21 protein-coding genes are annotated in these 20,920 nt (G+C 73.8%); 7 read left to right on the forward strand and 14 right to left on the reverse strand.

Annotated features, from left to right (window positions below; translation table 11 throughout):
* Nucleotides 1-87 precede the first annotated feature (87 nt).
* From AC3AQ1_RS02340 to AC3AQ1_RS02360, 5 genes are read left to right on the forward strand one after another with little or no spacing between them, the layout of a single operon-like run.
* On the forward strand, nucleotides 88-1,056 hold the full coding sequence (locus AC3AQ1_RS02340; RefSeq protein ID WP_108717668.1) for a metal ABC transporter substrate-binding protein: 969 nt from the start codon (nucleotides 88-90) through the stop codon (nucleotides 1,054-1,056).
* The gene (locus tag AC3AQ1_RS02345; protein WP_108717669.1) at nucleotides 1,053-1,889 is read left to right on the forward strand and encodes a metal ABC transporter ATP-binding protein; all 837 of its coding nucleotides are present in this window, start codon (nucleotides 1,053-1,055) and stop codon (nucleotides 1,887-1,889) included. The genes AC3AQ1_RS02340 and AC3AQ1_RS02345 overlap by 4 nt, the downstream gene beginning before the upstream one ends.
* On the forward strand, nucleotides 1,886-2,782 hold the full coding sequence (locus tag AC3AQ1_RS02350) for a metal ABC transporter permease (protein WP_370445317.1): 897 nt from the start codon (nucleotides 1,886-1,888) through the stop codon (nucleotides 2,780-2,782). The genes AC3AQ1_RS02345 and AC3AQ1_RS02350 overlap by 4 nt, the downstream gene beginning before the upstream one ends.
* 23 nt (nucleotides 2,783-2,805) lie before the next feature.
* Complete coding sequence (locus AC3AQ1_RS02355; protein WP_108717670.1) at nucleotides 2,806-3,207, forward strand: Fur family transcriptional regulator; 402 nt, start codon at nucleotides 2,806-2,808, stop codon at nucleotides 3,205-3,207.
* Nucleotides 3,204-3,764 carry a DedA family protein gene (locus tag AC3AQ1_RS02360; protein WP_234417688.1) on the forward strand — a complete coding sequence of 187 codons (561 nt, stop codon included), beginning with the start codon at nucleotides 3,204-3,206 and terminating at the stop codon, nucleotides 3,762-3,764. Before AC3AQ1_RS02355 ends, AC3AQ1_RS02360 begins: the two co-directional genes overlap by 4 nt.
* 32 nt (nucleotides 3,765-3,796) lie before the next feature.
* Here AC3AQ1_RS02360 and AC3AQ1_RS02365 read toward each other — a convergent pair whose 3' ends face one another.
* The 11 genes from AC3AQ1_RS02365 to hrcA form a co-directional block, all read right to left on the reverse strand.
* The gene (locus tag AC3AQ1_RS02365) at nucleotides 3,797-4,144 is read right to left on the reverse strand and encodes a VOC family protein (RefSeq protein ID WP_108717671.1); all 348 of its coding nucleotides are present in this window, start codon (nucleotides 4,142-4,144) and stop codon (nucleotides 3,797-3,799) included.
* A gap of 73 nt (nucleotides 4,145-4,217) precedes the next feature.
* Complete coding sequence (locus AC3AQ1_RS02370) at nucleotides 4,218-4,961, reverse strand: isoprenyl transferase (protein ID WP_370445340.1); 744 nt, start codon at nucleotides 4,959-4,961, stop codon at nucleotides 4,218-4,220.
* 122 nt (nucleotides 4,962-5,083) lie between these two features.
* Nucleotides 5,084-5,878 carry a DNA repair protein RecO gene (recO, locus tag AC3AQ1_RS02375; protein ID WP_108717672.1) on the reverse strand — a complete coding sequence of 265 codons (795 nt, stop codon included), beginning with the start codon at nucleotides 5,876-5,878 and terminating at the stop codon, nucleotides 5,084-5,086.
* Entirely contained in the window at nucleotides 5,875-6,078 is a 204-nt protein-coding gene (locus AC3AQ1_RS02380; RefSeq protein ID WP_108717673.1) for a hypothetical protein, read from the reverse strand. The genes recO and AC3AQ1_RS02380 overlap by 4 nt, the downstream gene beginning before the upstream one ends.
* A gap of 8 nt (nucleotides 6,079-6,086) precedes the next feature.
* Entirely contained in the window at nucleotides 6,087-7,871 is a 1,785-nt protein-coding gene (gene leuA / locus AC3AQ1_RS02385; protein ID WP_234417692.1) for a 2-isopropylmalate synthase, read from the reverse strand.
* 171 nt (nucleotides 7,872-8,042) lie between these two features.
* Nucleotides 8,043-9,626, reverse strand: a complete 1,584-nt coding sequence (locus AC3AQ1_RS02390; RefSeq protein ID WP_159096345.1) for an alpha/beta hydrolase family protein — start codon at nucleotides 9,624-9,626, stop codon at nucleotides 8,043-8,045.
* Nucleotides 9,627-9,859: 233 nt separating this feature from the next.
* Nucleotides 9,860-10,813, reverse strand: a complete 954-nt coding sequence (gene era / locus AC3AQ1_RS02395) for a GTPase Era (protein WP_108717675.1) — start codon at nucleotides 10,811-10,813, stop codon at nucleotides 9,860-9,862.
* 7 nt (nucleotides 10,814-10,820) lie between these two features.
* Nucleotides 10,821-11,273, reverse strand: a complete 453-nt coding sequence (gene ybeY, locus AC3AQ1_RS02400) for an rRNA maturation RNase YbeY (protein WP_108717676.1) — start codon at nucleotides 11,271-11,273, stop codon at nucleotides 10,821-10,823.
* Nucleotides 11,270-12,304, reverse strand: a complete 1,035-nt coding sequence (locus AC3AQ1_RS02405; protein ID WP_108717677.1) for a PhoH family protein — start codon at nucleotides 12,302-12,304, stop codon at nucleotides 11,270-11,272. The genes ybeY and AC3AQ1_RS02405 overlap by 4 nt, the downstream gene beginning before the upstream one ends.
* Entirely contained in the window at nucleotides 12,301-13,413 is a 1,113-nt protein-coding gene (gene dnaJ / locus AC3AQ1_RS02410) for a molecular chaperone DnaJ (RefSeq protein ID WP_108717678.1), read from the reverse strand. The genes AC3AQ1_RS02405 and dnaJ overlap by 4 nt, the downstream gene beginning before the upstream one ends.
* Before the next feature lie 69 nt (nucleotides 13,414-13,482).
* Entirely contained in the window at nucleotides 13,483-14,562 is a 1,080-nt protein-coding gene (gene hrcA, locus AC3AQ1_RS02415) for a heat-inducible transcriptional repressor HrcA (RefSeq protein ID WP_108717679.1), read from the reverse strand.
* Nucleotides 14,563-14,660: 98 nt separating this feature from the next.
* Here hrcA and AC3AQ1_RS02420 point away from each other — a divergent pair, with 98 nt between their 5' ends.
* Entirely contained in the window at nucleotides 14,661-15,575 is a 915-nt protein-coding gene (locus AC3AQ1_RS02420) for a DUF3097 family protein (RefSeq protein ID WP_370445318.1), read from the forward strand.
* A 66-nt stretch (nucleotides 15,576-15,641) separates the two neighbouring features.
* On the opposite strand, the gene AC3AQ1_RS02425 is transcribed toward AC3AQ1_RS02420, so the two are convergent.
* The 3 genes from AC3AQ1_RS02425 to lepA all read right to left on the reverse strand — a co-directional run bounded on the left by AC3AQ1_RS02425 (nucleotide 15,642) and on the right by lepA (nucleotide 20,107).
* Nucleotides 15,642-16,817, reverse strand: coding sequence for a DUF2189 domain-containing protein (locus tag AC3AQ1_RS02425; RefSeq protein ID WP_108717680.1), 1,176 nt, complete (start codon nucleotides 16,815-16,817; stop codon nucleotides 15,642-15,644).
* Between the two features lie 183 nt (nucleotides 16,818-17,000).
* Nucleotides 17,001-18,221 (reverse strand): radical SAM family heme chaperone HemW, encoded by a 1,221-nt coding sequence (gene hemW, locus AC3AQ1_RS02430; protein WP_108717681.1) that lies wholly within the window; start codon nucleotides 18,219-18,221, stop codon nucleotides 17,001-17,003.
* Nucleotides 18,218-20,107 (reverse strand): translation elongation factor 4, encoded by a 1,890-nt coding sequence (gene lepA / locus AC3AQ1_RS02435; RefSeq protein ID WP_108717682.1) that lies wholly within the window; start codon nucleotides 20,105-20,107, stop codon nucleotides 18,218-18,220. The genes hemW and lepA overlap by 4 nt, the downstream gene beginning before the upstream one ends.
* Nucleotides 20,108-20,149: 42 nt before the next feature.
* Between lepA and AC3AQ1_RS02440 the strand changes: the two genes are divergently transcribed.
* A complete protein-coding gene (locus AC3AQ1_RS02440; RefSeq protein ID WP_108717683.1) occupies nucleotides 20,150-20,914 on the forward strand; it encodes a maleylpyruvate isomerase family mycothiol-dependent enzyme in 765 nt (254 codons plus the stop codon).
* Nucleotides 20,915-20,920 lie beyond the last annotated feature (6 nt).

Consider the following 20,920-nt stretch of genomic DNA (forward strand, 5'->3'; position numbering starts at 1 on the left):
CCTACCGGGCGCACGCTCCGGCGCCGCGCACGTGAGCCTCGTCGCGCGGATTTGACCGCCGCCCCGTCCGTAATGAGAATAGTTCTCATGAACTACCGCCGCGCGCTGGCCGCGTCCGCCCTCGTCCTCGCCCTCCCGCTGGCCGCGTGCTCGGCCGACGGCGCGAACGACGGTTCCGGCGGGTCGGGCGACGGCGACGCGACCCTCAGCGTGATGGCGTCCTTCTACCCGCTGCAGTTCCTCGCCGAGCGCGTCGGCGGCGACCTCGTGGACGTCACGAGCCTCGCCCCCGCCGGGACCGAGCCGCACGACCTCGAGCTCTCCCCCGCCCAGGTCGCCGCGCTCGGCCGCGCCGACCTGCTCGTCTACCTGTCGGACTTCCAGCCCTCGGTCGACACGGCCGTGCAGGAGGTCGCGCCGAACGCCGTCGACGTGCACGAGGTCGTGCACCTCACCGCCGACGAGCACGCCGACGAGGACGAGCACGCCGACGGCGAGACGGAGTCTGCGTCCACGGACGAGCATGACCACAGCGGCGAGGACCCCCACTTCTGGCTCGACCCGACCCGGATGGCCGACGCGGCGGACGCCGTCGCCGACGCGCTGGCCGAGGCGGACCCGGCCCACGCCGAGGAGTTCCGCGCCAACGCGGACGCGCTGCGCACCGACCTCGAGGCGCTCGACGAGCGCTTCCGCACGGGCCTCGCGCAGTGCTCGGGCCACGTCATCGTCACCTCACACGAGGCGTACGGCTACCTCGCCGACCGTTACGGCCTCGAGCAGGTCGGCATCTCCGGCCTCGATCCCGAGGCCGAGCCGTCGCCCGCGCGCCTGCGCGAGATCCAGCAGGTGGTCCGCGACGAGGGCGTCACCACGATCTTCACCGAGAGCCTCGTCAACCCGAAGGTCGCCGACGTGCTCGCCTCCGACCTCGGCATCACGACGGCGGTCCTCGACCCGGTCGAGACGCTCACCAAGGACAGCGCCGGCGAGGACTACCTTGCGGTCATGACCGCCAACCTCGAGGCGCTGCGCACCGCCCTGGACTGCGCGTGAGTCAGCAGGACTGCCCTCCGGCCGGTGACGACCCGGCCGCCGCGCCGGTCCTCGACGTGGCCCAGCTCGACGTGGCGATCGGCGCCTCCCGGATCCTGCGGGACGTGACGTTCGCCGTCCGACCCGGCGAGTTCGTCGCGCTGCTCGGCGCGAACGGGTCGGGCAAGTCCACGCTCGTGCGCACCGTCGTCGGCGTGCTGCCCGCCACCGCGGGGCGGGTGCGGCTGTTCGGCGTCGACCTCACCGAGCGCCGCCACGTGCCGTGGCACCGCGCCGGGTACGTCCCGCAGCGCTCGACGGCGAGCGCCGGCGTGCCGGCGACGGTCGCCGAGGTCGTGGCGTCGGGTCTGCTCACGGGCGTCGGGTTCCGGCGCACGCCGGACGGCGCCGACCGCGTGCGACACGCCCTCGAGCAGGTGGGCCTCGCCGACCGGGCGCGCTCCGCCGTCGCGACCCTGTCCGGTGGCCAGCAGCAGCGCGTCCTCATCGCGCGGGCCCTCGTGCGCGACCCCGAGCTGCTCGTCCTCGACGAGCCGCTCGCAGGCGTCGACTCGGCCAGCCAGACGGCGTTCGCGACGACGATGGCGCGCCTGCGCGACCGCGGCGTCACGGTGCTCGTGGTGCTGCACGAGACCGGCCCGCTCGCACCGCTCATCAGCCGGACCGTCGTGCTGCGGCACGGCCGCGTGGTGCACGACGGCCCGCCACCGCCCGCCGCACCCGGCCACGACGACGCCGAGCACCACCACCAGCACGCCCACGCGCCCGATGAGGGCGCCGACGGGCAGCACCGCGCGCACGCCCTGCGCGTCGAACCGGGAGGCCTGCCGTGACCACGCTGACGGACATGCTCTCCAGCCCCCTCATGCAGCGCGCCCTGATCGCCGCGGTCGTCGTCGGCCTCGCCGCGCCCGTCATGGGCACCTACCTCGTGCAGCGCCGGCTCTCCCTGCTGGGCGACGGCATCGGGCACGTCGCCCTCACGGGCGTGGCGGCCGGCTGGCTCGTCGGCAACGCGCTCGACCTCACGCCCTACGACGTGCTCGCGGTCCCGGGCGCCGTCGTCGCCGCCGTGCTCGGCGCCATCGGGATCGACGTGCTCCGCGAGCGCGGCCGCACGAGCGGCGACATCGCGCTCGCGCTGCTCTTCTACGGCGGCATCGCGGGCGGCGTCCTGCTCATCGGGCTCGCGGGCGGCACGACGGCGAACCTCATGGGTTACCTGTTCGGCTCCATCGCCACGGTGAGCCAGACCGACCTCGTCACGATCGCCGTCCTCGGCGTCGTGGTGCTCGTCGTCGGGCTCGGCCTGCGTCCGGCGCTGTTCGCGGTCTCCCAGGACGAGGAGTACGCACGCTCGCTCGGCCTGCCGGTGCGCGGCCTCAACCTCGTCATCGCGGTGCTCGCGGCGCTCACGGTGACGGTCGCCATGCGCGTCGTGGGCCTGCTGCTGGTGAGCGCCGTGATGATCGTGCCGGTCGCCGTCGCGCAGCTCGTCGCACTGTCGTTCCGCTCGACGATGCGGATCGCGATGGGGGTCGGGGTGGGCGTGTGCGTGCTCGGGCTCGTCATCACGTACCTGTACCCGCTCTCCCCCGGCGCCGTCATCGTGTGTCTCGCGATCGCCGTCTACGCTGGCGTGGCGCTGGTGCGGGGGCTCCTGCGCCACCGCGCACCCGGGGACCCGCACCTCGACGTCCCCGACGACGTCATCGTCACCCCCTGAGGACCGACGGAAGGAGCGTCCACGTGCCACGCACGACGCGGCAGCGCACCGCCGTCGCCGACCTGCTCGACGGCGTGCCCGACTTCCACAGCGCGCAGGACCTGCACCGGATGCTGCACGACCGGGGCGAGCGGGTCGCGCTCGCCACGGTGTACCGCACCCTGCAGGTGCTCACCGACCTCGGCGAGGTCGACTCCGTGCGCGGGCCCGACGGCGAGCTGCGCTACCGCCGCTGCGAGGCGGAGGCGCACCACCACCACCTCGTGTGCCGGTCCTGCGGCACCACGGTGGAGCTCGACGCCGCGGCCGTGGAGGCGTGGGCCGGCGGCATCGCCCGAGCGCACGGGTTCACCGACGTCGAGCACACGGTCGAGCTCTTCGGCCTGTGCGCGCGGTGCGGGTCGCGCAGCGCGGACGCGCGGTGACGCTGCTCGCCGAGGCGCCGGCGCAGGAGTCGGTGGTGGCCGCGTACGGGCTGGACGGGTTCCCGTTCCCGCTCGTCGTGCTCGCGCTGTTCGTCATCGTGCTGTGCCGCGCCCAGGGCACGTACTGGGTCGGCCGGGGCGTGGCCGCGGGGGTCACCCGGAGCGAGCGGGTGCGTCGGCTGAGCGAGGGGCCGGCGATGGTGCGCGCGATCGCGCTGCTGCACCGCTGGGGTCCGATCGCGGTGACGCTGTCGTTCTTCACCGTGGGCCTGCAGACGATGATCAACGCCGCGGCCGGCCTCGTGCGGATGCCGTGGCTGCGCTACACGCTCTTCATGCTGCCCGGCTGCGTGGCGTGGGCGCTCATCTACGCGACGGTCGGGCTCGGGGTGTTCCTCGCCGTCGTGGCGGCCGCGGCCGGCTCGCCGTGGGGCGTCGCGGGCGTGGTCGCGATCCTCGCGGCGATCGCCGTGCTGGTCGTGCTGCGGCGCCGCTCCCGCGCGCGGGACGCCCTGGCCGAGGCCGCACCGGCGCAGGGGTCGGCCGCGGCGGAGTGACGCGTCGCTGACCCGGCGCGCGGTCCGCGGCGTCAGCCCTCGTGGGCGACGCAGAACTCGTTGCCCTGCGGGTCCGCCAGCGTGAACCAGCGCGCGGCGCCCTCGGCCCGTTCACCGACGAGCGTGGCGCCGGCGGCCAGCAGACCGCCGGCGACGAGCGCGAGGTCCTCGTGCGTCGTGAGGTCGAGGTGCACCTTGTTCTTCCCGGGCGTCACGGCGTCGACGCGCTGGAAGCCCAGCGTGCCGGCCGTGGTGGTGACCACGACGAACCAGCCCTCGTTCTCGGCGACCACCTCGCCCTCGAGCACCCGCGCCCACCAGTGCGCCAGCGGGACGGGGTCGGTGGAGTCCACGGTGATCATGCCGATCGCGAGCGTCATGCTCCGGAGGCTAGCCGCGACCTGCGACACCGCGCGGTCGCCCGGGTCGGTGTCTCACCGGTCGAGGGCGGTCTCACCGCTCGTGCGCGGGTTCGCCGTCGGCGTGCTCGTCGGCGTGCTCGTCGGGTCTCGCGGCGGTCGGGCGGTCCACCGCGGCGCCGTAGCGGCGATCGCGCCGCGCGTACTGCTCGACGGCGCGCCACAGGTCGCGCCGGTCGACGTCGGGCCACGGCTTGTCGAGGAACACGAACTCGGCGTAGGCCGCCTGCCAGAGCAGGAAGTTCGACGCGCGCTGCTCACCGCCCGTGCGGATGAACAGGTCGACGTCCGGCATGTCGGGCTCGTCGAGATACCGCGCCACGGTGCGCTCGGTGACATGCTCGGGATCGAGCCGGCCGGCCGCGACCTCGTGCCCGATCGCGCGCACGGCGTCGACGATCTCGGCGCGCCCGCCGTAGTTGACGCACATCGTGAGGGTGCACGTGGTGTTCCCGGCCGTGAGCTGCTCGGCGGTCTCGAGCTCGGTGATGACGCTGCGCCACAGCCGCGGCCGACGCCCCGCCCAGCGCACCCGGACGCCCCAGTCGTTCATCTCGTCGCGCCGGCGCCGCAGCACGTCGCGGTTGAACCCCATGAGGAAGCGCACCTCCTCGGGGCTGCGCTTCCAGTTCTCGGTGGAGAACGCGTACGCGCTCACGTGCGTGACACCGATCTCGATCGCGCCGGCCACCACGTCCAGCAGCACCTGCTCGCCCGCCGCGTGACCCTCGGTGCGCGTGAGCCCACGCGCGTTGGCCCAGCGCCCGTTGCCGTCCATGACGAGGGCGACGTGCCGCGGGACGACACCCTCGGGAAGCACGGGCGGGCGCTCGCCGGAGGGATGCTCGAACGGCGGGCTGGGCTCGTGCGGCTCCCACACCACGGGCCGGCGGCGCAGCCTCACGCCGTCCGCCCGATGATCGCGACCGCGGGGTCGAGCGTGCGGTCCACGCGCGCCGCGCCGGTCCGGTCCACGTGCCGCAGCGAGCGCAGCTGGCGCTCCAGGTGCCACTGCAGGTACACCGCGACGAGTCCGCTGGACTCGCGCCGGTGCCGGTCGTCGCTGCGGTCGGCCACCGCCCAGTCCCCCGCGAGCAGGGCACCGAGCAGCGCGAACGTCTCCTCGGCCGGCGCGGCGGCGCCGGGCGGGCGGCAGCCGCCGCACACCGCGCCGCCCATCGGGGCGGAGAAGGCGCGGTGCGGACCGGGCCGGGAGCAGCGCGCGCACTCGGCGAAGCTCGGGGCCCAGCCGGCGACGGCGAGCGCCCGCAGGAGGTAGGAGTCCAGCACGAGGGTGGCCGCGTGGGCCCGCTCGGCCAGCGCCCGCAGCGCACCCGCGAGCAGCAGGTACTGCTGCGTGGCCGGCTCGCGCTCCACCTCGGTGAGGCGCGCCGCGGTCTCGACCATCGCCGTCGCCGTCGTGAAGAGGCTGTAGTCGGCCATGATCGAGCGACCGTGCGGGGCGAGCGTGTCGGCCTGGGTCACGACGTCGAGCGAGCGACCCAGGTGCAGCTGCACGTCGACCACGCCGAAGGGCTCCAGCCGCGCCCCGAACTTGCTCGAGGTGCGCCGCACGCCCTTGGCGACGGCGCGCACCTGACCGGAACCACGGGTCAGCAGGGTGACGATGCGGTCCGCCTCGCCCAGGTCGTGGGTGCGCAGCACCACGGCCTCGTCGCGATAGGTCCGACTCACCGCAGCATCATCCCCCAGCCCACCGACATCGCCCGCCTGCCCCGCCGACGCTCCGCGATCACGCCCCGATGCACCGCGATCACGCCCCGATGCACCGCGATCACGCCCCGATGCACCGCGGCCCGCCGGATGCCGACGGCGTCACCACCGTCGGCATCCGGCATCCGGTGTCCGGCAGCCACGCGCGCGGCCGCGAGCACGCCGCCGCTCAGCGCACCGCGCGGTTGACCGCCGACACGATCGCCTTGAACGACGCCGTCGTGATCGACGGGTCGATGCCCACGCCCCACAGCACCTGACCGTCGACCTCGGCCTCGATGTACGAGGCGGCCGAGGCGTCCTCGCCCTGGGCGAGCGCGTGCTCGGCGTAGTCGATCACCGCGACCTCGACCCCGCGCGTCGCGAGCGCGGCCGCGAACGCGTCGATCGGGCCGTTGCCGCGCGCCGTGATGACGTGCTCCTCGCCGTCGTCCACGAGCGTGACCACGAGCTCCTCGTCGCTGCCGTCGCCGGCCGAGGTGAGGCGGGTGGACCGCAGCGCGAACCGGCCCCACGGCTCCAGCTCGGAGTCGGCGGGGGCGGGCAGATACTCGTCGACGAAGATGCGCCACAGGTCGTCCGCGGTGAACTCGCCGCCGCGGCTGTCGGTGTGCTCCTGCACGATCCGGGAGAACTCGATCTGCAGGCGGCGCGGCAGGTCCAGGTGCCGCTCGGTCGACATGAGGTACGCGATACCGCCCTTGCCGGACTGGCTGTTGACGCGGATGACCGCCTCGTACGTGCGGCCGACGTCCCGCGGGTCGACCGGCAGGTACGGCACGGCCCACGCGACGGCGAGCTCGTCGCCGCCGGCCGCCTCGACGTCGGCGTCCCGCTTCGTCAGGCCCTTGCGGATCGCGTCCTGGTGCGAGCCGGAGAACGCGGTGTAGACGAGGTCGCCGCCGTAGGGGTGACGCGGGTGGACGTCCATCTGCGTGCAGAACTCGACGGTGCGGCGCACGTCGTCGATGTCGGAGAAGTCGATCCCCGCGTCGACGCCCTGCGAGACCAGGTTCATCCCCAGGGTGACGAGGTCGACGTTCCCGGTCCGCTCGCCCTGGCCGAACAGGCAGCCCTCGACCCGGTCCGCGCCGGCCATCACGGCGAGCTCGGCGGAGGCGACGGCCGTACCGCGGTCGTTGTGCGGGTGCACCGACAGGCACACGTTCTCCCGGCGGGACAGGTGCCGGCTCATCCACTCGATCTGGTCCGCGTACACGTTGGGCGTCGCGCGCTCGATCGTCGCCGGCAGGTTGAGGACGATCTCGCGGCCGGCCGCGGGCTCCCACACGTCCATGACGGACTCGCACACCTCGAGCGCGAACTCCAGCTCGGTGTCGATGAAGATCTCCGGGCTGTACTCGTACCCCAGCACCGTGTCGGAGGAGTCCAGGTACTTCTCGTAGTAGTCCATGACGTCGCGCGTCCCGGACACCGCGATCTCCTTGGTGCCCGCGCGGTCCTTACGGAACACCACGTCGCGGAAGACGGGCGCGGTCGCGTTGTACAGGTGCACCGTGGCGTGGTGCGCACCGACGAGCGAGGAGACCGTGCGCTCGATGAGGTCGGTGCGCGCCTGCGTGAGGACCGAGATCGTCACGTCGTCGGGGATCACGTCCGTCTCGATGAGGGAGCGCACGAAGTCGAAGTCGGTCTGGCTCGCGGCCGGAAACCCGACCTCGATCTCCTTGTAGCCCATCCGGACGAGGAGCTCGAACATGCGGTGCTTGCGGGCGGGGTCCATCGGCTCGATGAGGGCCTGGTTGCCGTCCCGCAGGTCGGTGGACAGCCACCGGGGGGCGACGGTGATCCGCTTGGCGGGCCACGTGCGGTCCGGCAGGTCGATGCCGTTGACCTCGTGGAAGGGCCGGTACTTCGCCAGCGGCATGGGGCTCGCGGCGGGCCGGGCGGGAACGTTGCTGATGCTGGTGTCGACGGTGCTGCGCTGGTTCATGACGTCCTCTGTGCTGGGCTGTGGGCCGGCCGGGCGCATGACGGTCGCCGCAACGAGGGTCCGGCCGTTACAGGACCTCGTCGCGGCACCGAAGGAGGAGCGCCGGCAGTCGCACGCTCGCCACCCTAGCCCACGTCGCCGCACGCCCGTCGCGCGCGTCCGCCCCACCCGTCACGACAGCGGCGAGAACGCCCCCCAGTACGCGGCGACGACGAGCAGGCCGGTCGTGCCCAGAGCCACCGCCCACGCGCCGACGACGCCGAGCAGGGCGACCGCGCCGCGCGCGCCACGCGCCACCAGCGGCGGCCGCTCGCCGGCGAGGCGCACCGCGGAGCGGTGGGCGCGCCAGGCCCGGCCGGCCCGGAGCAGGTCGCGCACCGCGAGCACGCCGAGCAGCGCTGCGCCGACGGCGGACAGCTGCAGCACCACCCAGCCGCCCCAGACCATCGCCGCGTTCGTGCGGTAGTTGAGCGCGAGCTGCGCGACGACGACGACGTACGCGATGAGCAGCACGACGACAAACAGCCCCGCCAGGCTGTAGCCCACCGCCCGTCGGCCCAGCGTGGCCGGGATGCGCACCGGCGGCCTCGGCGCCCCGGTCGAGGCGGACGCACGCGCTCGCCGTCGCGCCACCGTCCGCACCAGCGCGGCGCCGAGCAGCAGGAGATACCCGCCCACGAGCACCGTCATCGAGATCGCGGGGACCCGCAGGAGCATCTCGCCGTCGGCGAACCAGCGCGGCTGGGGCACGGCGTTCGCGAGGTGGACCTGGACCGGGGTCGCCCCGGCCACGGTCGGCCCGGCGGCGAGCGCACCCGCCGGGTCGAGCGCGAAGGCCGCGACGCCGGCAAGGAAGTCCGGTACCACGGCATCGGTCGACGAGCCGACCCGGATGCCGTGGTTCGCGCCGGCGTAGTACCGCACGAGCAGCTGGGCGGCACCCTCGGGCAGCGCGCCCGCCACGATCTGCGGCCCCTGCACGGTGGGCATCGACGCGTCCTGCGTGCCGTACGCCATGAACGTGGGCTGGGTCATCGTCGTGAGGTAGGGCAGCACGTCGAAGTCCGCGTACGCGAGGATGCCGCCGGGCAGGTGGGCGCCGGTCGCGCGCGGGATCGCCCGCAGCAGCGGCGCGGGCACGCCGACGTTGCGCAGGTAGGCGTCGACGGCGAACGCCGCCTGCTCGCGCGGCGTCACGACCGGCGCGCTGACGAGCATGACGAACGCGACGTCGGGGTCCTCGTCCGCCAGGACGGGGGCGATCCACGTCCCCTCGCTCTCCGCGTACAGCCCGACGCGGTCCGGGTCGACCGAGGGCAGGGTGCGCGCGTACGCGACGCTGCGCTCGTAGTCCGCGGCCATCGCGACGTAGTCGCGCTGCGCCGTCGAGTAGGTGTCCAGGCGCTTGCTCGGGGACACGGCGACCACGCCCGCGCTCGCGAGCGCCTGGGCGTGCGCCGAGAACGACTCGGCCAGGCCCGTCCCGGCGCCGTGCAGGAAGACGACGGCGGGCGCCGGCTCCGTGAGCCCGACGGGCTCGACGACGAGCACCTGCGTGGTGGCGCCGTCGAGCTCGACGTCGACGAGCTTGCTCGTCGTGTCGTACCGCCCGAGCGTCGCCTCCGCGCTGCTCCCGTCGACCGCGACCGAGGCGGTCTCGGGCACCACCGACGTCGTCACGAGCTCGGGGTCCCACCGCGGTCCGGCCGCGAAGCCCACGACGGCGAACAGCAGCACCGCGACGACGGTCGCCACCGCGACACGCACCCAGGCCGGGCGCGTGCGGACCGCTCGCCGGTCGGCACCGGGCTCACCGTCGCGCGCTGCGCCCTCGGGGGGGTGACCACCCGGGGCGGGCTCGCCGTCGCGCGCTGCGCCCTCGGCGGGGTGACCACCCGGGGCAGGCTCGCCGTCGCGCGCTGTGCCGTGGTGCGCCGACGCGCCGTCCGCGCGGGCGTCGACCGGTGCGTCACCGGGTCGAGCGGGCACTAGAACCCCAGTCGCTGCAGCTGCTTGGGGTCGCGCTGCCAGTCCTTGGCGACCTTGACGTGCAGGTCGAGATACACCCGTGCCCCGAGCAGCGCCTCGATGCCCTCGCGCGCACGCGTGCCGACCTCGCGCAGGCGGGCGCCCTTGCGCCCGATCACGATGGCCTTCTGCGAGTCGCGCTCCACGAAGACGGTGACGTGCACGTCGAGCAGGTCGAGGTCCTCCGGGCGCGCGTTCGGGCGGCGCGGGCGGGTCTCGATCTCCTCGACCACCACGGCGAGGGAGTGCGGCAGCTCGTCGCGCACGCCCTCGAGGGCGGCCTCGCGGACGAGCTCGGCGATCATGACGTTCTCGGGCTCGTCCGTGAGCTCGCCCCGGGGGTAGAGCGGCGGGCTCACCGGCAGGTGCGAGCACAGCACGTCGGCCACGACGTCGACCTGGTAGTCCTCGAGCGAGCTCACCGGCACGATGTCCGCGAACCCACCAAGGCCCTCGCCGAGCTGCTCGATCGCGATGAGATGCTCCACGAGGCGAGGCTGCGGCACGGTGTGGGCCTTGGTGGCGAGGGCGACCACCGGCGTGCGCACGTCGGTGAGCATGCGCGCGATGAACTCGTCACCCGGTCCGACCTTCTGGTCCGCGGGCATGCAGAAGCCGACGACGTCGACCTCGGCGAGGGTGCCGAGCACGAGGTCGTTGAGGCGCGTGCCGAGCAGGGTCCGCGGTCGGTGCAGGCCCGGGGTGTCCACGAGCACGAGCTGGGCGTCCTCGCGGTGCACGATGCCGCGGATCGTGTGCCGGGTGGTCTGGGGCCGCCCGGACGTGATCGCGACCTTCGTGCCGACGAGCGCGTTGACGAGCGTGGACTTGCCCGCGTTGGGGCGCCCGACGATGCACGCGAAGCCGGCCCGGTAGGTCTCCGGGTGCTCGGGGCGGTGGTAGTCGAGCGTCATGCCGGCCTCACCGACTCGCCAGGAACGTGAGCAGGAGGCGGCGCTGCAGGTCGAACATCTCGGTGCGCTCCTCCTCCTCGGCGTGGTCGAAGCCGAGCAGGTGCAGGATGCCGTGCGTCACGAGCAGGAGCATCTCCTCCTGCGCCGAGTGGCCGGCCTCGCGGGCCTGCGCGGTGGCGACCTCGGGACACACGACGATGTCGCCGAGGATCCCGGGATCGGACGGCTCACCCTCGGTGCCGGGGCGCAGCTCGTCCATGGGGAAGGACATCACGTCGGTCGGGCCGGGCTCGTCCATCCAGCGCACGTGCAGCTCGGTCATGGCCGGGACGTCGACGAAGATGACCGACAGCTCGGCCTGCGGGTGCACGTGCATCTGGTCCAGCACGTACCGCGCGAGCGCGGCGAACTCGAGCTCGTCGATCTCGTAGGCGGACTCGTTGGTGATCTCGGTGCTCACGGTGTCCTCCTGCCGCGACGGTCGCCGCGCGGGTGGTCGGCGCCCTCGCGGCGCACGGGACGTTCGCCCGCGCGCGCGACGTCGTCCCACTTCGCGTAGGCGTCGATGATCTCGCCGACGAGGCGGTGGCGCACGACGTCAGCGGAGGTCAGCCGGCAGAACGCGATGTCGTCGATGTCGTGCAGGATCTCCGAGACCACGCGCAGGCCGGACTGCGTGCCACCGGGCAGGTCGACCTGGGTGACGTCGCCCGTCACCACCATCCGCGAGCCGAACCCGAGGCGGGTCAGGAACATCTTCATCTGCTCGGGCGAGGTGTTCTGCGCCTCGTCGAGCACGATGAACGCGTCGTTGAGGGTCCTGCCCCTCATGTAGGCCAGCGGCGCGACCTCGATCGTGCCCGACGCCATGAGCCGCGGGATCGAGTCCGGGTCGACCATGTCGTGCAACGCGTCGTACAGCGGCCGCAGGTAGGGGTCGATCTTGTCGTTGAGCGTGCCCGGCAGGAACCCGAGCCGCTCCCCCGCCTCCACGGCGGGGCGCGTGAGCAGGATCCGCGCGACCTGCTTGGCCTGCAGCGCCTGCACGGCCTTCGCCATCGCGAGGTAGGTCTTGCCCGTGCCGGCCGGGCCGATGCCGAACGTCACGGTGTTGCGGTCGATCGCCTCGACGTACTCCTTCTGCCCCACGGTCTTGGGCCGGATCGTGCGGCCGCGCGAGGACAGGATGTTCATCGTCAGGACGCTCGCGGGCGACGTCGGCGCGGGCGAGCGCAGCATCGCGATCGCCCGCTCGACGGCGTCGGCCGTGAGCGGCTGGGACGCGCGCGAGACCTGGGCGAGCTCGTCCACGAGGCGCTCGGCCAGCGACACGTCGGCGGGCTCGCCCTCCAGGGTGACGACGCTGCCGCGCACGTGCACCGACAGGTCGGGGAACCCTCGCTCGAGCGCGCGCAGCACCTCGTCGCGCGGGCCCAGCAACGAGCGCATGTCGACGTCGTCGGGGACCGTGACCTGGTGGGCGACCGTCATGAGCGACCCGCCAGCTTGTCCCGCAGGCGGGAGAACATCCCGGCCCCGACCGGCGCGAGCCGCGCCTGCGGCTGCTCCTCGCCGCGCAGCGCGGCGAGCTCGCGCAGCAGCTCCTCCTGCCGCTCGTCCAGCCGCGTCGGCACCTGGACGTCGAGGTGGACGTGCAGGTCACCGCGCCCGTGGCCGCGCAGCCGGCCCATGCCCTTGCCGCGCAGGGTGATGACGTGGTCACCCTGGGTGCCGGGTGCGATGTCGACCTCCTGCTCGCCGTCGAGCGTGTCGAGCGAGACGACCGTGCCGAGGGCGGCCGCGGTCATCGGCAGCGAGGTGGTGCAGTGCAGGTCGTCCCCCCGACGGGTGAAGACGGGGTGGGGGTGCTCGCGGATCTCGACGTAGAGGTCGCCGGCGGGGCCGCCGCCGGGGCCGACCTCGCCGTGCCCGACGAGCTTGATCCGCGTGCCGTTCTCGACGCCGGCGGGCACGTCCACGGTGATGGTGCGGCGGGTGCGCACGCGCCCCTCGCCGGAGCACTCGGGGCACGGCTCGGGGATCGTCGAGCCGAAGCCCTGGCACGCGTCGCAGCGCGCCTGGGTCATGACGTTGCCGAGGAAGGAGCGCGCGACGCGCTGGACCGATCCGCGGCCGCCGCACACCTGACAGGGGCGGGGCGAGGTGCCGGGCCGCGCGCAGGAGCCGTGGCACGTGCCGCACACCACGGCGGTCTCGACCGTGATCTCCTTGCGCGCGCCGAACGCCTCCTCGGCCAGCTCGAGGTCGAGCCGGACGAGCGCGTCCTGCCCTCGGCGGGCGCGCGGCACGGGGCCGCGTGCGCTGCCGCCGGCGGCCGCGCCGAAGAACGTCTCGAAGATGTCGGAGAACCCGAAGGCCCCCGCACCGGCTCCGCCGGGGCCGCCGCCTGCGTCGTACATCGCGCGCTTGTCCGGGTCCGACAGCACCTCGTGCGCGGCCGTGACCTCCTTGAACCGCTCCGCGCCGGCCTCACCCGCGATGTCGGGGTGGTACTGCCGGGCGAGCTTGCGGTAGGCGCGCTTGATCTCGTCCGTGGACGCGTCGCGCGAGACGCCGAGGACCTCGTAGTAGTCAGTCACGTGGGTGGTTCATCCTCGTTCGGGGATCTGGGTGGTCAGTGCTGGGACGAAAGGCGTGGGTCGCGCCGGTCACGGCGTGACGATGCGCGAGAGGTACCGCGCGACGGCCCGGACGGCCGCCATGGTTCCCGGGTAGTCCATCCGGGTCGGTCCGAGGACGCCGAGGAACGCCAGCGCGTCCCCGCTGCCCTCCCCACCGTACGGCGCGGCAACGACAGACGTCTCCGCGAGTCCGGTGTGCCGGTTCTCCGCGCCGATCCGGACCGCGACCTCGCCGTGCTCCTGGCGCAGCGCGTCGGCGTCCGCGGCCATCTCGGCGAGCAGGCGCATGAGGACGACCTGCTCCTCGAGCGCCTCGAGCACCGGCGAGATCGTGTGCGCGAAGTCGAAGCCCGACCGCGCGAGGTTGGCCGTGCCGGCCATGACGATGCGGTCCTCGACCTCCTCTAGGAGCGTCTCGCCCACCACCGCGGCGAGGGCCTCGACCAGCGGCGCGAGGCGCGGCTCGACGTCGTCCGCCACCGCGGCGAGCGCGACGGCGAGCTGCGGCATCCGCCGACCGGCGGCGGCCGCGTTGAGCCTCGCCCGCAGGTCGGCGACGACGCCCTCGTCGAGCGCGGTCGTGGCGGTCGCGTCGTGCGCGGCGCCGGCGGACGGGACGGTGAGGGTGCGCTGCTCGACCCGGCCGCTGTCGGTGATCATCACGACCAGCATCCGGTCCGCGCCGAGCGGTACGAGCTCGAGGTGGCGCAGCGCCGAGCGGCGCAGCGAGGGGTACTGCACGACGGCGACCTGGTGGGTGAGCTGCGCAAGCAGGCGCACCGTGCGGCTCACGGCGTCGTCGAGGTCGACCGAGGCGCTGAGGAAGGACTCGATGGCCCGGCGCTCGGGCGGCTGGAGGGGGCGCAGCGACGCGAGGTGGTCCACGAACACGCGGTAGCCGGCGTCGGTGGGGATGCGGCCCGCGGAGGTGTGCGGCTGCGCGATGTAGCCGGCCTCCTCCAGCGCCGCCATGTCGTTGCGGATGGTGGCCGGCGACACGCCGAGCTGGTGCCGCTCGACGAGCGTGCGCGAGCCGACCGGCTCCCGCGTCTCGACGTAGTCGGACACGATGGCGCGCAGCACGTCCAGGCGCCGATCCGCTGCCATCGTCCCCTCCCAGGTCCGCTCACCGCAGGCGACGCAGCCCGCGCCGCCGTGGCACTCGACGTGCCAGAGTGCTAATCCTACGCCGGTATGGTCCGCGGGTGCCCCCGCGCGACCCGCTCCGACCCGACCTCTACGCCGCCGACGTGCTCGCCGCCGACGCCCCCGACCGCGTGCGCGACCCCCGGGTGCGCACGGGCAGCCGGAAGGTCACCCGGGACGAGCCCGCCGTCGCCGGCCTCGTGGTCGAGGACGTCACGACCGGGTACGTGGGCGCCGTGCTGCGCGTCGAGCGCACCAACGGCGGGGACGTCGTCGTGCTGGAGGACCGCCGTGGCGCCCAGCGCTCGTTCCCGCTCGGCGCGGGGTTCTGGGTGGACGGCGCGCCCGTGCGCCTCGTCCGTCCGCCGCGCCCCGCGGGCGCCGGGGGTGCCACCGGACGGGCGCGGACCGCGTCCGGCTCGCTCGCCGTCGCCGGTGCCCGCGCGCGCGTGGCGCGCGCCTCGCGGATATGGGTGGAGGGCAAGCACGACGCCGAGCTCGTCGAGCGCGTCTGGGGCGAGGACCTGCGCCTCGAGGGCGTCGTCGTGGAGATGCTCGACGGCGCGGATCACCTCCGCGAGGTGCTCACCGACTTCGCCCCGGGCCCCGAGCGCCGGGCCGGCGTGCTCCTGGACCACCTCGTCCCGGGGTCGAAGGAGCGTCGGCTCGCCGACGACACCCTGCGAGCCCTCGGCGGGCGGGCCGCCCACGTCCTCGTGCTGGGCCACCCGTACGTCGACGTCTGGCAGGCGGTGAACCCCGACCGCGTGGGTCTCACCGCGTGGCCCCACGTACCGCGCGGCACGGACATCAAGGTGGGCACGCTCACCGCCCTGGGCTGGCCGCACGCGACCCAGGCCGACGTCGCGCGCGGCTGGGCCCGCATCCTCGGGCGCGTGCGCGACTACCGCGACCTCTCCCCCGCGCTGCTCGGCCGGGTCGAGGAGCTCGTCGACTTCGTCACGGCTCACTGAACGCCGAACGCCGGCCCCGCGATGCGGGACCGGCGTTCGTTCGTGTGACCGGGGGCGGTCGCCGGCTCAGGCCGCGGCGACCTGGCCGCCGGACAGGCGGCGGTACAGGTACACCGTGGCAAGGCCGGCGAGCGGCACCGTGACGAGCAGGCCGACGCCGCACACGAGCGCACCGACCACGTTGAGCAGGTAGGTCACGACGATGAGCAGCAGCGTCTGCGCGGGGTTCTGGATCGCCAGCGTGGCGGCGGACCGGATCCCGGAGATCGCGTCCTGGTTGCGGTCGACCACGAAGTACAGCGCGAAGACCGTGAAGAACGCGACGGCGATCGAACCGATCACCGGGACGATCGAGAGCACGGCGGACACCACGGCGATCAGCAGCACCGCGAGCAGCGCGGCCCCGATGTTGCGGAACGTGAAGAACGTCCCGAGCGCCGGGCGCTGACCGTCCGCGATCGTGAGGTAGCCGTTGATGAGGCCGATCTGGGCGAGGAAGACGGCCGCGAAGACGAAGAAGTACAGGACGATCGAGCCGAAGACGCCGAACGCGGCGGCGACGTTCACGCCGTCGGACGTGTTGTAGCGCGTGGTGCCGAACAGGCCCGCGACGGCGAACCCGACGAGCGCGATCGCGATGATCACCAGGTACCACAGGACGTGCGACCCGATGAGCACGCCGGCGTTCTGGCCGAACTTCTTCCAGCCCCAGCCCAGTGCGCTGCCGATGTCGGCGGGCTGCTGGTAGCCGCCCGCGTAGCCGGCCTGCTGGGAGCCGTACCCGTACTCGGGGGCCGGCGGCGGCGTCGGGAACCCGCCCGAACCCGGCGGGGGCGTGTAGCCCGCGTCGGAGGACTGCGGGTAGGCACTCGACGGCTGCGGGGGCGCACCGTAGGGCGACGGCGGCTGGCTCGGCGCGCCGTAGGGCGACGGCGGCGTCGGCTGGCTCGGCGCACCGTACGCGGGCGGCGGCGTGGGCGCGCTGGGTGCGCCGTACGGCGACGGCGGCGTCTGGCTGCCGTACGCGGGCGGCGCGCTGGGCGGCGGGGTGTCCGACGGCGTGGCGCCCCAGCTCGGGGCGGACGGCGCGGACGGCGCGGGGGCGGACGGCGCCGGCGGGGTGGTCGGCGCGGGCGAGTCGCCCTCGGTGCCACCCCACGCAGGCGGCGGGGGCGCGGGCGTCGAACCCTCACCGTCCGGCGCGGTGGGCTTCTTCTCCTCTGGAGCGTTGGGCTCGCTCATCGATGACGTCCTCTCGATCTGTCGTGCGCTACGGCCCTCGAGCAGCCGTGTCCACGCGGGCGGCGGTCACCGCACCTGTCAGCGAAGCGGTACGCCCCAGGAGTGTCAAGCAGGCGCCCGGCAGTCCCATGCACCCGGCCACCCGAGACCCGGCTCCCGGTCACGCGATCGCACGGGCACGGCTCAGGTCAGGCGGTGCACCACGGTGTCGGCGAGCAGGCGTCCACGCAGCGTGAGCACGAGCCGGTCGGCGTCGGTGCGGACGGCGAGGCCGTCGGCAACCAGGCCCTCGACCGCCTGCCGCGAGAGTGCGCTGACCGGATACCCCTCGACCAGCCGCGTCCCGAGGAGGACGTCCTCGAGCAGGCGAGCCTCGCCGTCGAGCACCTCGCGCGCGGCGGCCGGCGAGACGCCGGCGGCGATCCGCGCCGCGTACGCCCGCGGGTGCTTGACGTTCCACCACCGCGTCCCGCCGACATGGCTGTGCGCGCCCGGGCCGATGCCCCACCAGTCCTGGTTGCGCCAGTAGGCGACGTTGTGCCGGCACCGGTCGGCGGGCGTGCGGGCCCAGTTGCTGATCTCGTACCAGTCGTAGCCCGCCCCAGCGAGCACGGCGTCGGCGAGCTCGTACTTCGCGGCCTCATCGTCGTCGGTGGGGGCGGGCAGCTCACCCCGCGCCACGCGGCGGTGCAGCGCGGTGCCCTCCTCCACGGTGAGCGCGTAGGCCGACACGTGGTCCGGCTCGAGCGCGACGGCGGCCGCGAGGCTCGTGGCCCAGTCCGCGAGGGACTCCCCCGGTGTGCCGTAGATGAGGTCCACCGACACCGCCAGGCCCGCCTCGCGCGCCCAGCGCACCGCATCGGGCACCCGCTCGGGATCGTGGGTGCGGTCGAGCGTGGCGAGCACGTGCGGCACGGCGGACTGCATGCCGAACGAGATGCGGGTGAAGCCCGCCCGGGCCAGTGCACGCAGGGCGTCCGGCGTGACCGAGTCCGGGTTGGCCTCGGTGGTCACCTCCGCGTCCGGGGCGAGGCCCCAGGTGTCCCGTACCGCCTGGAGCATCGCCGCGAGGTCGGCCACGGGCAGCAGGGTGGGCGTCCCCCCGCCGACGAAGACGGTCTCCACCGTGCGGCGCGGCACGCCCGACGCCCGCAGTGCGGCGTCGGCGAAGGCGATCTCGGCGCATGCGGCCTGGGCGTAGGTGTCCTGGCTCGCGCCGACGAGCTGCTCGCCGGGGCGGGCGAGCTCCAGCGCCGTGTAGGTGTTGAAGTCGCAGTATCCACACCGCACGGCGCAGAACGGGACGTGCAGGTAGACCCCGAACACGCGCTCCGCCGCCCCCTGGACCACCGCGGAAGGAAGCGTGCCGTCCGACGGCGCGTCCTCGCCGTCGGGCAGCCTCACCTCTTCGCGTCCTTGGCGTCCTTGCCGGTCGGGGCGTCGGAGGACAGCGCGGCGATGAAGGCCTCCTGCGGCACGTCGACGCGACCGATCGTCTTCATGCGCTTCTTGCCCTCCTTCTGCTTCTCGAGCAGCTTGCGCTTGCGCGAGATGTCACCGCCGTAGCACTTGGCGAGCACGTCCTTGCGCATCGCGCGGACGGTCTCGCGCGCGATGATCCGCGACCCCACCGCGGCCTGGATCGGCACCTCGAACTGCTGACGCGGGATGAGGTCCTTGAGCTTGCCGGCCATCATCACGCCGTAGGAGTACGCCTTGTCCTTGTGCACGATGGCGCTGAACGCGTCGACCGTCTCGCCCTGCAGCAGGATGTCGACCTTGACGAGGTCGGCGGGCGCGTCGCCGGTCGTCTCGTAGTCGAGCGAGGCGTACCCGCGGGTCTTCGACTTCAGCTGGTCGAAGAAGTCGAAGACGATCTCGGCGAGCGGGAGTGTGTAGCGCATCTCGACGCGGTCCTCGGACAGGTAGTCCATGCCCTGCAGCGCTCCTCGCCGCGACTGGCACAGCTCCATGATCCCGCCGACGAACTCGTTCGGCGTGAGGATCGTGGCGCGCACCACGGGCTCGCGGACCTCGCGGATCTTGCCCGCGGGATACTCGCTCGGGTTCGTCACCACGTGCTCGGTGCCGTCCTCCATCGTCACGTCGTAGACCACGTTCGGCGCGGTGGAGATGAGGTCGAGGGTGAACTCGCGCTCGAGCCGCTCGCGCACGATCTCCAGGTGGAGCAGGCCGAGGAAGCCGCACCGGAAGCCGAAGCCCAGCGCCGCGGACGTCTCCGGCTCGTACACCAGCGCGGCGTCGTTGAGCTTGAGCCGGTCAAGGGCGTCCCGCAGCACGGGGTAGTCCGAGCCGTCGATGGGGTACAGCCCGGAGAAGACCATGGGCTTGGGGTCGCGGTACCCCCCGAGCTCGTCGCTCGCGGGCTTGTGCGCGTTCGTCACGGTGTCGCCGACGCGGGACTGGCGCACGTCCTTCACGCCCGTGATGAGATACCCCACCTCCCCCACCCCGAGGCCGCGGGTCGGCGTGGGCTCCGGCGCCGAGACGCCGATCTCGAGCAGCTCGTGGGTCGCGCGGGTGGACATCATGAGGATGCGCTCGCGCGGGCTCAGCTGGCCGTCCACCACGCGCACGTACGTCACCACGCCGCGGTAGGTGTCGTAGACCGAGTCGAAGATCATCGCGCGCGCCGGCGCCGTGGGGTCGCCCGTCGGCGCCGGGATGTCCGCGACGATGCGGTCCAGCAGCTCGACCACGCCGGCGCCGGTCTTGCCCGAGACGCGCAGGCAGTCCTCGGGGTCGCCGCCGATGAGGTTCGCCAGCTCCTCGGCGCACTTCTCCGGCTGCGCGGCCGGCAGGTCGATCTTGTTGAGCACCGGGATGATCGTGAGGTCGTTCTCGAGCGCGAGATACAGGTTCGCCAGGGTCTGCGCCTCGATGCCCTGCGCGGCGTCGACGAGCAGCACGGCACCCTCGCACGCCGCGAGCGAGCGCGAGACCTCGTACGTGAAGTCGACGTGGCCCGGGGTGTCGATCATGTTGAGCGCGTAGGCGGACTCCACGCCGTCGTCGCCGGTGACGCCCCACGGCATCCGGACCGCCTGGCTCTTGATCGTGATGCCGCGCTCGCGCTCGATGTCCATCCGGTCCAGGTACTGGGCCCGCATGGCGCGCGAGTCCACCACCCCGGTGAGCTGGAGCATCCGGTCGGCCAGCGTGGACTTGCCGTGGTCGATGTGCGCGATGATGCAGAAGTTGCGCAGCAGGTGGGGCGCCGTGGCGGCGGGCTGGATGCCGGCGGCGAGCGCAGGCGAGGGAATCGGCACGAGTGCTCCGGGACGGACGAGTGGGACTCCCACAATGGTCCCATGAGCCCGGACCACCCCCCGCGCGCGCTGCCCACGGACCTCCTCGACCTCCTCGACCTCCAGGCCCGCTTCCTCGCCACCGTGCCGCTCGTGGATCCCGACGAGCCCGTCCCCTCGTGCGGCACCTGGCGCGTGAGGGACCTCGTGACGCACCTCGTCGAGATCCACCGCTGGGCCGCCGCCCAGGCTGCGCGCTTCCCCGAGCCGCCGCCGGACGCGCCGCTCGCCGAGCCCGTCGACGCGCCGGTCGACCTCGCCTGCCACTACCGGGCGGGAGCGACCGAGCTCGCGGACGTGCTGCGCCGCCTCGACGCCGACGCGCCCGCGTGGACCCTCCTGGACGACTCCCCCGGTGACGCCGGTGGCACGGTCGCGTTCTGGCACCGACGCCAGAAGTCCGAGACGCTCGTTCACCTGTGGGACCTGCGCACGGCGACCGGCCTCGACACGGCGGAAGTCCCGGACGCGTGGTGGCTGGACTGCGTCGACGAGGCCGTCACCGTGATGCACCCGCGCCAGATCCGGCTCGCCCGGATCGCGCCACCGCCGATCGCCCTCACGCTCGCCGCCGACGGCGAGCACCGGTGGACGTTGTCGGGTGCGCCGCCCGGCGCACCGGCGGTGAGCGTCACCGGGCCGGCGCCCGCGCTCGCCCTCCTCCTGTGGGGCCGCACGTCGGCGCACGACCTCTCGCTCGCCGTCGGGGGCGATCCCGACGGGCTGCGCGCGCTGGACGCGCTCCTCGCGACGAGCCTCACCCCGTAGGCGGGA

This window comes from Miniimonas sp. S16 (genome assembly GCF_057748195.1).